Source organism: Paenibacillus sp. J22R232, from assembly GCF_056269165.1.
This window is the reverse complement of the sequence record NZ_JBWDNK010000014.1, coordinates 118,928-134,427: the sequence shown is the minus strand read 5'-3', so window position 1 is coordinate 134,427 and position 15,500 is coordinate 118,928. Positions and strand designations below refer to the sequence as shown.

The window sequence follows — 15,500 nt, the reverse complement described above, 5'->3', positions numbered from 1 at the left end:
ATTTTGCCCAAGCAAGCACGCGGATAGACATGAATGCAACACATTTCGACAGATTACTACAGAAGCTCGCTAGGTTCAGAACCAGCTTCCAGCTCAAGCTGCTTCAGCTCGTTCAGCAGCCACTCCTTGGAGAAATGTTCCCCGATAAATACAGCTACGTCGTTGACATGGCCCTGCGGATCAATTCTCATAAAATCGGATTCCTTATAGGCGTACTGGAATAGAAAACGGCTAGGCGCATCCGTGAATGTCACGATGCCTTTGGCCCGATAGATGTTTGCAGGCAGCCGCTGGAGCAAAGCCTCAAAGGCTTCGCTATTCACTGGTTTCTGCCAATAATGCGTCACGACCATGACATGGTCATGCGAATGGTGCTGTTTGGCATGATGATGGTCATGATGGTTCTCATCGTGGTGGCCATAATGATCATCATGATGGTGGTCAGCCGTACATCCATTAACCGAGCAAGCAGTTCCCTCGTTAATGGTTATGCCCTCAACCGCATGGTTGCTTGGCGCGGCTGAGCTATGCTCGGCCGCATCCAGCCAGCTCCAATCGTCGATGGCGCAGCGAACGGTCGCGATGATCTGCGCATGAGCGTTAAGATCCCGGAGCTGCTGCTGGGCTTCAACAAGCTGCTCCGGCTCCAGCCTATCTACTTTGTTGAGAAGCAACACAGTCGCACAGCGTATTTGATCCAGCATGAGCTTGAACGTGCGGCCTTTGCCGTCCCTGCTTCGGGCAAGCAGCTCGGGCCCGTCTACGACCGTAACGACGCTTCGCAGATCAATGGCTTGGTACATGGCTGCTTCCGTTACCCCGTCCAGCGTCTCCATGGGATTCGCCGCTCCCGTTGATTCAATAAATATGACGTCCGGCTGATGTTCCTTGACGAGCATGCTGATCTCTACCCCAAGATCGCCGCGCATCGTGCAGCATATGCACCCGCTTAGCATCTCGGCCATCGGCACCTCGTCGCCTACCAGCTGACCGTCAAGATTAATATCGCCAAGCTCATTCATGATTACAGCCGGCTTTTTGCCCTGTGCCGTATAATAATCAAGCAAACGTCTAAGCAGCGTCGTCTTCCCGCTCCCAAGAAAGCCTGACAACAAATGGATCGGTATATGCTTTTCATGCTTCGTCATCGCAAAGTCTCCTGTATGTCTGTATTTTGAGAAAATCATAATTGCTCCTATTATATCGTAATAGTTACGCTCTTTCATCTTTTAAATACAGGGGTCGTATGCTCCACTTCTATTATAATACGACTTCGCGCTCCTCTACGCACAATTAACTGCATACCGTACGCGTCCCAGCTTAAAAAGTTTAAAAACATCCTATCATACTTTTTTTTAGGTTAACAGATTTTTTGTTTGATTTCTTGGGCGAGTCATAGTACCATGTGTGCAATAAGACTGCAAGGCGAACTGGAGAGTGATCCCAAGGTGGAATCGATATCGCAAGAAATGCTATTTTTCACAGAGATGGCCAAAGGCATAACCGCCCAGTTCGGCGACAACTGCGAGGTTGTCGTGCATGACTGGTCAAAGCCCGTTGACAGCACGATCGTCGCGATCGAGAACGGGCATGTCACAGGGCGCAAAGTGGGCGATCCCGGCACGAATCTCGGTCTGGAAATCATGCGCGGAACGTCTGAAGGCGACAACCGCCATAACTACGTGACGCAAACGAAGGACGGGCGGATTCTCCGCTCGACCTCCATGTATGTAAAAAACAATGCCGGCACGGTCATCGGCGCGCTGTGCATCAATTTCGACATTACCGATCTGATGGTGGCCGAGAAAACGCTGCAATCCCTTACGGCAAGCGGCCTACAACCGATCCGCGAATCGTTCGTTAGCAATGTGAACGATCTGCTTGATACGCTCATCCAGGAAGCGCAGGAGACGGTCGGCAAACCTCCGGCAGCGATGAGCAAAGATGAGAAAATTAAAATAATCCAGCTGCTCGACCAAAAAGGAGCTTTCCTCATTAAGAAGTCCGGCGAGAAGATTTGCAGCTATTTAAGTATTTCCAAGTTTACGTTGTATAGCTATTTGGAGGAATCAAAGGGGGCTGAAATCGAAGGAGGTGCGTTCGAGTGAGCAAACTGCTGGCTATTCCTTTGTACAACGGGCGCGAGGTAGAAACGCCTTGCGTCATCGTCAACCGTGCAATTGTCGATGCCAACGTTGCAAGAATGGCGGAAGCTGTGGCGAGCCGCGGCGTAAAGCTGCGGCCTCATGCCAAAACCCATAAGCTGCCGGAAATGGCCGCTCGGCAGCTCGCCGCGGGTGCCGTAGGCATTACCGTTGCCAAAATTTCCGAGGCCGAAGTTATGGCGAGTGCAGGAATCCGTGATATATTCGTCGCTTATCCGCTAATTGCTCTCTCCAAGCTGGAGCGTGCGGCTAAGCTAAGCAAGTCCGGCGTGCGCCTTATTATCGGCGTAGACAGCCTTGAAGGTGCGCTGCGCATTTCCGAGACTGCCGTGCGAGAGGGCATTGAGCTGGAGGTAAGGCTTGAGCTGGATACTGGCTTGCAGCGGACTGGAGTCGCCATAGGGAAAGCGGTGGCCGCTGCCAAGCAGATTTCCGTGCTTCCCGGCGTTAAGCTAAGCGGAATCTTCACTTATCGAGGTGCTTTGCTAAACGGCACTTCAACGCTCGATGTCCGAGGAGCCGGACACGAGGAAGGCCGATTGATGGCGGCGGCGGCCACTGCCATTCGGACTGCCGGCGTCCATATCCAAGACGTGAGCGTCGGCTCCTCGCCGACAGCCGTATTTGCAGCAGAGATCGAAGGCGTAACGGAGGTGCGACCCGGCACCTATATCTATCAAGACCGAATGCAGGCCGCGTTCGGCATCAGTACGCTGGAGCAATGCGCAGGCACCGTACTTGCCACTGTTGTGAGCCGTCCCGCGGACGACCTGATCGTCATCGACGGCGGCAGCAAAACCTTCGCCACTGACGTACAGCCAGGCAATGCCCCTTTGTATTTGAAGGGCTTCGGCCACATCGTTAACGATTCGAATGCCGTGCTGGAGCGGATGAACGAAGAGCATGGCATGATACGGGTATCGCCAGATTCCGCCTATGAGGTCGGCGACGTCATCCGAATTATTCCAAACCATATCTGCAGCACGATTAACTTACACAGCTTCGTCTACGTCGAGGAATCATCCGGACAGCTGCGCAAAGCACCTGTAGCGGCGCGCGGCATGCTTGAATAACACATAGGTGGCGGACACGGCACAGGCTTTATATTTACCCATTCAAACTATAAGGAGCTGTTTTCATTATGTCTTTGATCGAGAAACGTCTTGCCGAGCTTGGCATCATCCTGCCGGAAACGACTAAACCTAAATTTTCTTATCTCCCGGTTAACCAGACTGGCAATCTCATCTATACCTCGGGGTTTGATTGCCGGATTGACGGCGTGCTTATGTACGAGGGTAAAATTGGTTCCGATCTCACCATTGAACAAGGTCAAGAAGCTGCGCGCCAGGTTGTCATCAACTTGCTTGCAGCAATGAAAACGCATCTTGGCGACCTCGACCGCGTCGTCAAAATCGTTAAAATTCTCGGCTTCATCAACAGCGCTCCCGGCTTTGGCGATCAGCCTTACGTACTGAACGGCGCATCCGATCTGTTGATTGAAGTATTCGGCGAGAACGGTCGCCACGCCCGCTCAGCAATCGGAACTAGCGATCTTCCGTTCCATACGCCGGTTGAGATCGAGCTTATCGCCGAGGTTCGCGAATAGCTGCTGGCATGCAAAACCCCCAAGGCTCAGGCACTTGGGGGCATTTATGCTATTTCAATTAGTGGAAACACCATCATGCCGATTTACAAGTAAGCTTTTTTTCCTAGCACCAAGCGCGGGAAATAATGACAAGCAGAATGAAGAGGACCAGAATAACTCCCAGACTTGAGAATGCTCCGCCAACTACAGGACCGCAATTTGCGCCTGCAACCGGGTAAACGGGGCCACAGTGTCCTGGACCTACGTTTGCACCTGCTACTCCATAGCTCATTTGTTCATCTCCTTTTTGTTAAGGTACAGTATCCTATGATTTTCAGAGGAAAACGTATAGGCGATTAAACAAAATGTGCTCTTGCTCATTTTCCGGTCCCGCCCACACCTTTTTGGGATCAATGAAAGCGGCCTGAAGAAATTGGCTGGTCGAGACGCACGCAACACTATAACCGCCCCAAGCACTGATGCGCTTGGGGCGGTTATTTATGCTTTCAGATAATGGGATAACGTTTTTAGAGGTTTATTGTTGCGGTAATGATTTGTTGATTACAACCAAGAACGAGAAATTATGACAAGTAGGATAAACAGAACGAGGATAAATCCAATGTTCGAGAACCCACCGCCGCAGTTATTGCCTACGCCTGCAACCGGGTAAGGTGCGCAGTGTCCTGGACCTACATTTGCTCCTGCTACTCCATAGCTCATTTGGCCATCTCCTTTTTGTTAACTTACACAGTATCCTATGATTTCAGGACAAAAGCGTATGGGCTTTTGGCGGAAATGAGCAGATGCCTAATGAGCGTCATTTTCGCGAAAGGAGGATCGTATTCAACCATGCAAGCTCCGAAAGCGTTAATTCGCCTTGCTCCGCTTTCTCTTTCCACCTTGCATCTTGGATCAGCTTTTGATCCGTGAAACGAGTCAACGTGTCCACTAGAACCCGGTGCTCACTGCTGGAGAGTACCAAATCTGTTTTACTATGGCTATTTTGCATTTGCATGCGCTCCGTCACCTTGCTTTTAAAAGCAAACCATCCTGTCCACTTCCCGCTGTCGTACATTAATCGCGGGCAAGTCTTCCCGCTCCAATCATAATGGCGATAAAGCCGTTCCGTGTCCCAGCCGTATATATTCAGCAGTTTTGCAATGAGTTCAACGGCATTATTTATCGTTTTCGCGTAGTCCCCGCTCTCACATAACTCAATGCCGACCGACGTTCGATTACCGCTTGCCATACCGTTTCCGTCGCCAGCATGCCATGCGTGTTCATTAAGCGGAAGACATTCAATAGCCTCGTGCTCGTCCACAACGATATGATAGGATGCAGTCCGGTTATTGGAAAGATTGGTGAGCCACGCTCTTTCGTTTTTTGCCGTGCTAGCCGGGTTGCCTGTGTTGTGGATGGTGATGGATTGGGGAAGCATCAATATGCCTGGGCGACGGTTAAATGAAGTATTTTTCGGAATATGATCCATCTTGTAATTATCGATTCCCACTCCCCCCCTCCTCGTCTGCCCCTCGCTGAATCGCTCGTTCTACTTTTGCCTTTAACTCGCTTTCAATATGCTTGATGACCATATCCGGTATCCATTTCTCCCAGCCTGCCCGGTAGGCATTGGCCGTAAGCGACTGCCAGATATGATAGACCAAACCTAACGTAATCGCATAAAACAAAAGCCCCGGCGTTCCTAGCATCATATCCAACAAGTTTGCTAGAAAAGGAAAAGCGAGTAAAAATACGGTTCGCAAAATGCCATGACGGCCATACTCGGAGCTGTAGGTTTCGTCTCTTAACGACGCTGCGATGCCGGTGATCCAGTCCATTACGATTGCAGCAGCTAATAGTGTGATGGGAATTAACCGACCTTCGCCGTAAATAAAGTCAATCCATGGGGCGGCTGCCGCTCCTACGCCTGCCGCTAGCGTTTTGGTTGGGGTTATATCGATGGAGAAAATTTGTTTGAGCATATGTCTTCTCCTTTCATGAGCATGAAATGAAATCACTTAAATCCCTAAATAATTATCTTTTATGATCAAATTATTATATTGGTTCGAAGACCATCTACATAATTTGTACTTCCATTCCATAAAACATCAATATAAGTTGATAAATCATTGCTTAACCCGATAACATATGCCGTATTTGTACTTTGCACATTTCCATTTGCATCTCTAAATTTATCGTAACCGAGCCACCTTAACCCATTTGCTGATATTTTACTTGTACGAATCGTCGTTGCTGAGAAACTGTTATACTTGGTTGCAACTCCATTTACAAAAGCGTAATACAATTTATCAAGACCGGTATTTTGTATTGTAAACGCGGCGTTCTGATTGTCCTTAGCAACATCATAGTCTATTAAGTCATAACCAGCAGGTGCTTGATAGAAAATAGTTCGAACGTTTCCATTACTTGTATCGGTTACATATATAGTACCTGGAGCAGAATATTGAGAATCGTAAACGTAACGACCATCGCCGCTGCACTTAATTGCATTCAAGATTATGTTAGTGAAGGTTGCAGATATAACCAACCATGTGCCTGCCACTACATCTAAGCGATATATTTTTGTTCTTTGGCAATTAGTCGTGAAAACGTATCTACCATCGGCAGTACAGGAAATTCCTCCTGAACCGTTATCAGTTCCTCCCCAATCAGGAACATTCCAAGAAGTTGTCCCACCGGAACTATTTCTACGTAGAAAAATAACAGGAACCCCATTATACATACAATATGCATAGAAAAAATCCCCATCGGCATTTGTACAAATTGCAGATGTGTTTTGAGGGATCATATTCGGAATCTCATTAATTCCACTTGTTGGCGTATACATATATGCCTTCCCACCCCACATATAATAAACAATGGATGCATCATAGCTGGTGCATGCAAAATTGCTATGATCGGGTCTATAACTTAAATAATTTTTAATCGATGTTTGAGTAAATATTACACCTGAATAATTACTTGAAACTGTTCTAGCGGTACCCGTGAGACCAAATAAGGTTTCTCCATTCTTAATATTTTTTGATATAAAATCAGGGTCAGTTAACGCAATTTCTGAACCAGATGGATAGTATCCGGATACCGGACGAACATATAAAGTCCCCATCCCGTCTTGTGCAGTACTCGAAGCTGAAGTAACGCCAATCCTATTTGGCATTACACCGCCAGCATCATAAAGCAAACCTGCGGAAAATTTCTTACCCACTAACACATCTGCTGCGTTGGCAGTTCCCGGAACTAGAATTTGTGCCATTGGCTAAACCCCCATTATTGAAGCTGAAGCTTCTACTTGATTTGAAGCGCTAGATGTTATTTTAATGGCTATTGCGGTTCCAGTAACTGCATTAATATAGCATGGTAGCAGACTATAACTACCCGAATTAGTAGCTTGAGCGTTTAATAATATTGTCGATTGGGCTCCGGTTAAATCCGCATAGGTTATCTTGATTGTAAGGGTAGCAGCTGACAAAACTCGTAAATATACTCCTATTAAAAAATTCCCTTTTGATACCGGAGAAAATGTTAATATTGTCGTTTCCAAATTAGTGGATATCAATAATCCATCTAATTGTGCTTTTCTTGAAATACCTAATCCATCTGTTGACGTTTTTACAAAAGCAGTTGTAGCAAGTTGAGTCGTATTCGTACCAACCGCAGCTGTCGGAGCTATAGGCACGCCAGTAAGGATCGGAGATGCCAAAGGAGCTTTTTCCGAATTTAGCTGCTCTATCGTTTTCACAGGAGCCGTATACCAGTCTGCTTTCCCTGTTATGGCCCTAATCATAGCCCCAATTCTTGAGAAAAGATTGGACGGAGTGTCCGAATCAGTCGTTCCCAGCGCAATTGCATCATTAACAGTGCGGTTACCTAGCTTGATATCAGTCACTGCCCCGGAAGCAATCGCGGTAACAGCCGTGCCTTCCGCGGCTATTACTTCTCCTGTCAATGCAGGCAATCTTGCTGCTGCAAGCGTACCCGCACTAATATCGCTAGCGCTATGCGTATGAACGGAAGGGGCTATCGTTGCCGGCTTATTCCCCACTTCACTCCAATCTACGACGCCCCAAGCAGCGCTGCCTGCGGAAGATCCCGCTTTTAACACCTTACCCTGGCTCGTCGTTCCAGTTAGTGGCACATGCAAATTACCATCACCCGCAGGATGCACATAAGCGTTCGCGCCCGCAGCCACACCTGCTAATTTCGCCTTCTCAGCAGTAGTAAAATCATTCGTCGATAACTGCTTACCGGCTTCCTTATCTACCTTACCGGCGACTGCCGTGTCCAAAATATCTGCGTTAGCGTTAAAATCCATAATATCGACAACATCCGTGCCTTCCGGCTTTTTCAATCCTAAATTCCCAGTCGTTAGCATATGGTCACACTCCCTCGTAAACTCTTAGTTCGCTCCATGTCTTGCTTTTGGCTAAATTCCAAGATAATTCTTTTATCTGCTCCCATACCGAATAGGTGTATTTCAAGCTGTAAGCCAAATGAGCCGGTTTAACATCCTCCAGCATTTGAATAAATCCTGACATGTTTGGCGGAATACCTTTCGTTCCTACAAATACAACCTCAAACCGGCTTTCCGCAGGATATTCCACAACGTTCACTTCTCCACCCGAAAAAGCCATGGCTGTTTGAATAACTTTGACTTTCGTCGTCGTACCAGCACCTCGTAATTTGGCGATCACGCTCTCGCGTCGACGGACATACGGCAAAGAGGAGTCACTGGACAAGCCCATCATTTTTTCCCAGCGATCTAATCCCCAGCTTGAGGATTCAACAAAATATTGATCCAAAGTGTCCTCAGACGCAGTCGATTGCTTCCCAATCTCTTCACCAAGACGTCCTTGAATCATGAGCATCTCCAGCACTTGGTGATAATAAGCTGGCAAATAGCTCATTAAATCGATTTCCACTTGGATAGATTCCTCATCACCTTCATTCTCTTCCACGTGCGCTTGAGTCCCACTTAACGTTAAACCGAATGTCACATCCTACACCTCCAGCTCCACTAGCCCTGCAACAGGCACTTCATCAATTTCCAAGCCAACATTGGCGCCTCCGCCATTTAGCAAAAGCCCGTCATAATCAATAACGCCAGGAATACCAAGAAGCAGAGTTCCCAGCTTCGCGACGCTAACATAGTTGATTTGGAAAGCCGTATCTTCTAAATAAACGCGCACTGCGTTCGTAAATGTCTCATTGATCTGTTGGATCGTAAAACCTGCAGCAAGCGTTACCTTTGCTTCAATATGAATGGGTACGCTAGAAGCAGAAACGACCGAAACCTCTGCTCCGATGGGTCTATGTTCGTTCAAATAGGCAAGTACTGATTGCTGCAGCAATACGCTTGCAGGCTGCTTGTCTGCATTTACGATAACGACCTTTACCGTACCAGGACCATCCCAAAGCGGCATTACACGCGCTCCGCCTACGCCTGCAACCGACATCGTCCACCTCATATAGTCTGACACATTGCCGCTTGTTCCCGGATTTTGCACCTCCGCCAAAAATCGGGCTCGCAGCTGTTCATCCGATTCTTCATCTTCGCCGGGCACGAGCACTTCAGAAAGCTCCGCTCGAGAAAGTGAACTGATATAATCAATCGGGAGCATATCACCGAATTGCTGATTCCCTACTGCTCCTTCAAGCTCGCTTTCAAGCACGAATGTACCGATGCTCACTCTATCTCTTACGATAAAATTGACCATGCTCAGCGAATAGCGGCTTCCGATAGGCACGTCGAAAGCCGCTCCGCCCGCTCCATAAAATTTCCCCAGCCGCTTCGCACGCGTAGCTGCTTGTCTGATAATGCCGAAATCAGCAGTTCTTCTGCTCAAATACTCTCCGCTCGAGGTATCTGCAAATGCTAAATTCATGCTTACATCGAGCTCGGCATAAAGCTCCGATAACGCTGCGGCTGCAGGAGCAAGCGCATCATAAATAATGCTCCCCTCCCGCTTGTCCACGTCGCCTGTCACCCGATCTAGCATTTGCTGCAGCAAGTGACTATAAGTCATCTGTTCATACACGCTCCATGACCTCCTCTCCAAAGCTTCCGAATTCCGAGTCAACGGTAAACCGAATGCTTGCGAAATCCTCAGTGACTTCGAACTGAAAATCCGTCACGCCGCTCACGCGTTCATCCTGCATGATAGCCTCCCGAATTCTCCGCTCCATCTCGGAGCGTACAAAGGACGGAGCCTCGCCAATCAGTCCCTGCAGCTCAGCTCCGTAATCCGAGCTATAAATAAAAAAATCATAGCGTTCTGTTTGCAAAATTTTAAACACCGCTTGTTTTACCGCATCTAGGCTGTCGGTCATGCCAACAATCCGATTGTTCATCCAATCCAACTTATAAGTCACGCTTGTCTCGGCGCGCGCATTCTCCACAGCATCCGTCAATCTTGCTCCTTGGGGAATCATGGCTTAACCACCTTGTCCAGCATCACAAATTGCTGCCCGCCTTGCACCCGGAGCATGAGCACGGTATCACCTGCTTCAAGGCCGCTCCGAATCAGCAGCTTCTCCGTAGAAAGCAGCGTGGTCTCAAATCGCATAAGACTTTCAGGAACAATTAAAAAATCCTCCGATAAGGTAAAACGTTGATCCACGTTTACCTCCAGAGGATTTGTTTTCGTTACTTTTCCGACCATCACAGCCATCGGATTGCCGGCGGTATGAGCCGCTGCGCCTGCTTTTTTGATTGTGTCCAACAATGCCATTAAATCACCCTCAATTCCAGTTTCATCGTGTGTATATCCGCGTCGAATTTATGCGTACACTCATCAACGAGAAAATACTGATTGATATCCAGCTCTTCAATAATGATCGGTACATAGCTGCCCGCCCTCACCCGCAGATCACCGATCGCATCAATGCTGATGCTGCGGCTCTCACGGTTTTTCAAAGTCATGAGCTGGCCAAGCTGCTCTCTAATCTGTGCTTCATTCATTTTCTCGTCTGCCTGCTTATACAATTGCAAACGTCCCCACTTCGCGATATTCGCGCTGTCCTGTATGATGTGAATATCTCGCTTACCTGTTACCTTATTGTCCTGATACATCTTGATTCTGTTATACGTTTCTCCGTCAATCGAACGCTTTAGCCCATAATCATATAGAAGACTATAATTACCGATGACAAAATCAACCTTCATGTCCTGGATGTTCCGAACGGAAAGCTTGCCGAAATCATCAAATAGCATAAAGCTTCCGCCTTTATGGACTAACGTCAAATCAAGAGCCTTGCATATGATATCCATCAGCTTCTGATTATCCTCGATCATCGACGGAATTTTATATTCCGTATCGGCAAGCAGCCCCGTCTTCAGTTCGTAATCATCTGCGATTTGCTTTACGACTTGCCCTGCGGTTACGTCCCTAAAGACATAAGTATCATTCGTAAGCAAATACCGAAGCTGATCATAGGCTTTGATGGACACGCTCTCGTCCCTGCCAGAATTAATCTCGAAGATGTAGCCATAAAAGACTGCCAATCCATCCTTGCGAAGCGTGACGATATCACCGTTGTTCACTTCAAACAAAGCGCTTTGGAACAAGCTCCCTTTAATAAACGTCAAATCAAGGCTCGATGCCGCCCCGATCCGTTTCGTCTTGTATGTGAGGGATGGTACTAGGCTGGTGATATCCCAAACCTTTCCATTGCGGTTATCAATCAATATTTCCAGCATCTTATCACCCCGGCAGCTTGAGCAGCATGCCAATCGGCAGCTGCCTCAGCTGCGAATCCTTTATGCCGTTCAGCTTCTGAATTTCTTTCCATCGTCCTTCATTTCCAAGCTTTAGCCTAGCCACTTTAATGAGGGAATCTCCGGCGACCAGTTTGTAAGTCTTAGGTGTCGTTTTATCCGAAGGCCTAGGCTGTGCCTTGACGCTTGCTTTGTCATTTTTGACAATGACGGGCCTAGCTCCGTAGAAAGCATACTCCTTTAGTGAGATGCTATACTCGATATCACCAGATCCGGCGACTTCCTTCCATTCGAATTTCTCTATGCTCATGGGCAAGTTAATATCGAAGGTTTCACCCGTATAAATAAAGCGAATCGGCTGCTTCCGCTCCAGCCAATCCTTAATTACGATAATATAAAAGACGGGATCCACCCACGTTTTGCTAACAATGAACGGATACGCCTCCGCAGGAAAAAAACTATCAAATGAAATGCTGGTTAGCTTATGGCCTTGGATTACATTGATTTCGCCTAGTCCGGATACTTCGTACGCTTTGCCGCCTGCGGCATCGCCTATCTTGATTTCCGGAGGATTGACGGGAAGCTGTACATTTTGCTTCTGATTGCCATAGCTCAGCCAGATGCTATGATCATGATTTCGACACGTAATCATACACTGTACGTCCTTTCCGCAGACGAGGCGATCTCCTCATTGAGGGAGCGCTCGATCCGTCCAATGATGGTATCGATATCGTAGCCGTTGTTGATATCGCCGGTTTGCACGCTGACCGTAGGCTGCAGGGATACAAAATTCTGAATATTTTTCATCTCAGCCAGTTCACGCATCGTCTTCAAATCCTCGCTCGAAATATCAACGGTTTCGTTGATCGATCCGACTTCCTCTACTCGGTTAATGTTTGGGGCAGCCCCGCCAAAACCGATGCCTGCTGGTTCGTCGGCATTAACAAAACCAGATTCTTTGTTTAGATCAAAGATCATGTTATCTTTAAAACTTCCAACTTTGTCCATAAGCCCTGTTCCAAAATCGCTCCCTTTGCTGAAAGCATCGCCTAAATTAGTCTGTGCCATTTTATATTTTGAGAAATCCACTACATTCTTCTCACTCTTTGGTGCAAACTGATCGATTTGGCTCGTATCAAACTTTCCAATCACGTCAAATTCGGTACCCGTTATTTTATTTACTTTATCGAGTACCCAATTCAGACCGTCTATAAAAGTGTCAATCATATTCCCAAAGTAGCCAACAGCATTTTTAACAAGATCATAAAATAACTTTTGAATGGCATAAACCGGGTCAATAAAAATGTTAACCAGAAATTCCGCAACGGACAAAATAATGTTCCATAGTAAAGCGAAGCTATTTTGCAGTGCTGCGAATAGTCCGGCAAACAATCCTGAAACAAAACCTACAACCTGTTCCACGGTTCCTCCGAAATATAGAAACAACCCAACTAAAGATCCAATAATTGCAATAACAAGCAAGATTGGCCACAAGAGCAGCAGCCATGCGCCAACTTGGGTTAAGACAGGCGCCACCATTGCCCATAATGCAGTGATTATCGTTGGTAGAAATACAGCGCCTGCCATCATTAGAATAGAAGCAATAAGCGGCCAATTATTTAAAAACTGGCTGAACATCCAAAGAGCTCCCTCTCCTACTGCAGCAAGCATACTAGCTACGAATGTCAGACCTTCTCCAAATAACGTAAAAAAGGCTTGGAATTTCTCACCTGCAACGAGCTCATTTAACTTCTCAAGCAGTGGCGACATCGCTGCAACCGCACCCATTCCTGCACCCGCAAAGCCAGATTTGATCATATTTTGCAAATTTGCGATCTGATTAGCTGGGCTGGCGCCGACCGTTACTAGCGCTTCTGCCCCTAAATTCGCTTTTTCCCTCATCGCATCCAACGCATTGAGAAAGCCGTCCATATCCATTGCTTCTTCAAAGCCAACGCCTTTGAACGCATCTTCGTTTATTTGGAAAGAATCCATTAAAGCAGAGTAGTCGCCTTCCATGGCCGATTTTATCGCATCTGCCGCATCCTCAGAGCTTCCTCCGCTAGAACTCAAGGTAGAGAGTTCCATGGCCATATTCGTCATACGGTTAAGTTGATCTGTGTTCTGTGCAGCAGGCATGAGGGACAAAGCCGTTTTTATCCCTTCGTTCACGTCCACGCCGTTCCTTACCGCATTTCCCCTAATATTCTGATAGAGCGGTTCACCAACCTCAGCCCCTCCGGATCGCGCAAAGAGTAACGCTTTAGACTGATGCTCCTCCAACGCTCCTGTTATGGCCATCGTGATCATTTGCTTAATCTTCTCGCCAGCGCCTAATATAGCAGAATGCCACATGTCTGCTCCTTGCTGAGCCGCATCAACGAGCGCTTCGGGTACAGGTGACGCTTCTTCCGGAGCTAGCGGAGCTGCATTGTTATCTTGCAGCAGCGTTCTAAGGGCAATAATTAGCTCGACCCCGTTCGCAGCGGCGCCCAAGCCATCTTCAAGATTACCTAGAAAACCTTGTCTTCCCCTTCTTCCACCAGTGTCTTCAGAATCATTTGAACCTTCTGGATCAGCAGGATCTGCTGGCGCGGGAGGAGCAGGAGGAGGTGTTGCAGCTTCACTAAATTTTTTAACCGATTCTGTAAAAGCATTCATCGATGTTGTTGCTTTCGTTAGCTCAACATCCAAATGATTAGCTTCTACACTCATTTTTTCAAAAGCCTCTACCAGCTTTTTGCCTTGCTTGGTCGCTTCAATAAAACTGTTATTTAATAAAATCATAAACCGATAAAAGGCTTCAGCAGAACCACTCGTTCTAGCACCTTCATCTTCAATAACAGCTGGGGAATTACTTGCCATCCTTCCACCCCCTACGCACGGGCAAGAGCGCTCCCTTATGAGAGCGCTGCCCGTCCTTATTTTCGTTTTGCCTTGGCACGCTGCTTCTTCTCGTTCTCGATGCGAACATCGATCATCGCGTAGATTGCCGCTTTTTCCCGCCGGGTCATGCCCATCAGCACATGCGGCAGAATACGAAGTTCATGGAGGGCGTAGTAAGCATAGTTCGCTTCCCCATCGCCCTCTTTAATTAGTTTTTTACTTCATCGGCCAAATCGTTCAGGCTTTGATTGAAGCCGTTAATTTCCTGGACGCGCTGAACGAGCGAGGCATATTCGCCTGGCAGCAGCATTTTGCGCAAAAGGTTCTCGGCACCTAGCATGCCATACGATTTCTGCAAATCCGCATCCTTTAGATTGGGAAACTGAATGCTGCTCACGACGAGCTTAGCGAGGTATTCATCCGTGTTCGTCTCGGGAACAAAAGCGCCGTTTTTCCCCTTTACCTTGCGTGTAGAGGACTTCCGGCACTCCTCGTTCTCGGCTTCCGTCATGCTGCGCAGCTCCCATGCTACGGCTTGTCCTTCGGCATCCTTGAACCGATCGGATACGATAAACGACTGTGTCGATTCGACTGCCGCATTTTGCGCGAAAAATACACTTAAATCACTCATTGCTTATTGCCTCCATTTCGAATCTATAGTAAATTAACCCAGTGAAAGTGCCGTAAAGTGGTCTTGAATATCTACGCCTTCAAAGGTAAATTCAATCTCTTCCTCAAGCGCTTCGCTCTCTGTATCCAGCTTCCCGATAATGACTTTGTTGAGATTGACTTTGTTCAGCACGACGGTTTGTTTGCCCGTAGCGGATGCCGAATCCTCATTCATGATGACGATGTCAAAATAAGCATCGACGCCCGTTTTCACATAATCAAGCATCATTTGGCGGAATTTCGACGTTACATAATAGATGGTCATCGTGCCCGTTCCCGACCACCCCGTTGCTTTGTGCTGCATGCCCCGGTTGCCGAGCGTTTTGATTTCCGCCTTCTGCTTCTCGATGCTGGCCTCCAGCGTTTTCACGTAAAACATTTCTTCCTGCGAGTTGTTAATGACCGTAAAAGCCCGACCTTCGCGTCCTGAAATCGTATCTCCTGCGTTCAAAAATGCCAT

The 15,500-nt window shown here is 47.5% G+C and carries 19 protein-coding genes; 3 read left to right on the top strand and 16 right to left on the bottom strand.

The features are described 5' to 3' along the window. Positions 1-56 precede the first annotated feature (56 nt). The gene (locus AC0YN3_RS27375; protein ID WP_475778078.1) at positions 57-1,148 is read right to left on the bottom strand and encodes a CobW family GTP-binding protein; all 1,092 of its coding nucleotides are present in this window, start codon (positions 1,146-1,148) and stop codon (positions 57-59) included. 300 nt (positions 1,149-1,448) lie between these two features. Here AC0YN3_RS27375 and AC0YN3_RS27370 point away from each other — a divergent pair, with 300 nt between their 5' ends. The 3 genes from AC0YN3_RS27370 to AC0YN3_RS27360 all read left to right on the top strand — a co-directional run bounded on the left by AC0YN3_RS27370 (position 1,449) and on the right by AC0YN3_RS27360 (position 3,771). Beyond that, entirely contained in the window at positions 1,449-2,108 is a 660-nt protein-coding gene (locus tag AC0YN3_RS27370; RefSeq protein WP_475778097.1) for a helix-turn-helix transcriptional regulator, read from the top strand. Next, complete coding sequence (locus tag AC0YN3_RS27365) at positions 2,105-3,238, top strand: alanine racemase (RefSeq protein ID WP_475778077.1); 1,134 nt, start codon at positions 2,105-2,107, stop codon at positions 3,236-3,238. Before AC0YN3_RS27370 ends, AC0YN3_RS27365 begins: the two co-directional genes overlap by 4 nt. A 68-nt stretch (positions 3,239-3,306) precedes the next feature. Further along, positions 3,307-3,771 (top strand): RidA family protein, encoded by a 465-nt coding sequence (locus tag AC0YN3_RS27360; RefSeq protein WP_475778076.1) that lies wholly within the window; start codon positions 3,307-3,309, stop codon positions 3,769-3,771. A gap of 103 nt (positions 3,772-3,874) precedes the next feature. On the opposite strand, the gene AC0YN3_RS27355 is transcribed toward AC0YN3_RS27360, so the two are convergent. The 15 genes from AC0YN3_RS27355 to AC0YN3_RS27285 form a co-directional block, all read right to left on the bottom strand. Further along, the gene (locus AC0YN3_RS27355) at positions 3,875-4,042 is read right to left on the bottom strand and encodes a hypothetical protein (protein ID WP_171056382.1); all 168 of its coding nucleotides are present in this window, start codon (positions 4,040-4,042) and stop codon (positions 3,875-3,877) included. 269 nt (positions 4,043-4,311) lie between these two features. Continuing rightward, on the bottom strand, positions 4,312-4,470 hold the full coding sequence (locus AC0YN3_RS27350; RefSeq protein ID WP_183562566.1) for a hypothetical protein: 159 nt from the start codon (positions 4,468-4,470) through the stop codon (positions 4,312-4,314). 97 nt (positions 4,471-4,567) lie between these two features. Then, positions 4,568-5,260 (bottom strand): peptidoglycan recognition protein family protein, encoded by a 693-nt coding sequence (locus tag AC0YN3_RS27345; protein WP_475778075.1) that lies wholly within the window; start codon positions 5,258-5,260, stop codon positions 4,568-4,570. Then, positions 5,247-5,732, bottom strand: a complete 486-nt coding sequence (locus AC0YN3_RS27340) for a phage holin family protein (RefSeq protein ID WP_475778074.1) — start codon at positions 5,730-5,732, stop codon at positions 5,247-5,249. Before AC0YN3_RS27340 ends, AC0YN3_RS27345 begins: the two co-directional genes overlap by 14 nt. A gap of 65 nt (positions 5,733-5,797) precedes the next feature. Beyond that, positions 5,798-7,024 (bottom strand): SMP-30/gluconolactonase/LRE family protein, encoded by a 1,227-nt coding sequence (locus AC0YN3_RS27335; RefSeq protein ID WP_475778073.1) that lies wholly within the window; start codon positions 7,022-7,024, stop codon positions 5,798-5,800. Between the two features lie 3 nt (positions 7,025-7,027). Beyond that, positions 7,028-8,119: a hypothetical protein gene (locus AC0YN3_RS27330; protein WP_475778072.1), complete on the bottom strand. Its 1,092-nt coding sequence runs from the start codon at positions 8,117-8,119 to the stop codon at positions 7,028-7,030. A 28-nt stretch (positions 8,120-8,147) separates the two neighbouring features. After that, complete coding sequence (locus AC0YN3_RS27325) at positions 8,148-8,765, bottom strand: putative phage tail protein (protein WP_475778071.1); 618 nt, start codon at positions 8,763-8,765, stop codon at positions 8,148-8,150. A gap of 3 nt (positions 8,766-8,768) precedes the next feature. Next, positions 8,769-9,806, bottom strand: coding sequence for a baseplate J/gp47 family protein (locus AC0YN3_RS27320; protein ID WP_475778070.1), 1,038 nt, complete (start codon positions 9,804-9,806; stop codon positions 8,769-8,771). Beyond that, complete coding sequence (locus AC0YN3_RS27315) at positions 9,799-10,200, bottom strand: DUF2634 domain-containing protein (protein ID WP_475778069.1); 402 nt, start codon at positions 10,198-10,200, stop codon at positions 9,799-9,801. Before AC0YN3_RS27315 ends, AC0YN3_RS27320 begins: the two co-directional genes overlap by 8 nt. Then, positions 10,197-10,499 carry a DUF2577 domain-containing protein gene (locus tag AC0YN3_RS27310; RefSeq protein ID WP_475778068.1) on the bottom strand — a complete coding sequence of 101 codons (303 nt, stop codon included), beginning with the start codon at positions 10,497-10,499 and terminating at the stop codon, positions 10,197-10,199. Before AC0YN3_RS27310 ends, AC0YN3_RS27315 begins: the two co-directional genes overlap by 4 nt. Continuing rightward, complete coding sequence (locus tag AC0YN3_RS27305) at positions 10,499-11,467, bottom strand: XkdQ/YqbQ family protein (RefSeq protein WP_475778067.1); 969 nt, start codon at positions 11,465-11,467, stop codon at positions 10,499-10,501. Before AC0YN3_RS27305 ends, AC0YN3_RS27310 begins: the two co-directional genes overlap by 1 nt. 4 nt (positions 11,468-11,471) lie before the next feature. Then, positions 11,472-12,137: a LysM peptidoglycan-binding domain-containing protein gene (locus AC0YN3_RS27300; protein WP_475778066.1), complete on the bottom strand. Its 666-nt coding sequence runs from the start codon at positions 12,135-12,137 to the stop codon at positions 11,472-11,474. After that, on the bottom strand, positions 12,134-14,350 hold the full coding sequence (locus AC0YN3_RS27295) for a hypothetical protein (RefSeq protein WP_475778065.1): 2,217 nt from the start codon (positions 14,348-14,350) through the stop codon (positions 12,134-12,136). Before AC0YN3_RS27295 ends, AC0YN3_RS27300 begins: the two co-directional genes overlap by 4 nt. 229 nt (positions 14,351-14,579) lie before the next feature. Next, positions 14,580-15,002, bottom strand: coding sequence for a phage tail assembly chaperone (locus AC0YN3_RS27290; RefSeq protein ID WP_475778064.1), 423 nt, complete (start codon positions 15,000-15,002; stop codon positions 14,580-14,582). 33 nt (positions 15,003-15,035) lie between these two features. Next, on the bottom strand, positions 15,036-15,500 hold the full coding sequence (locus AC0YN3_RS27285; protein ID WP_475778063.1) for a phage tail tube protein: 465 nt from the start codon (positions 15,498-15,500) through the stop codon (positions 15,036-15,038).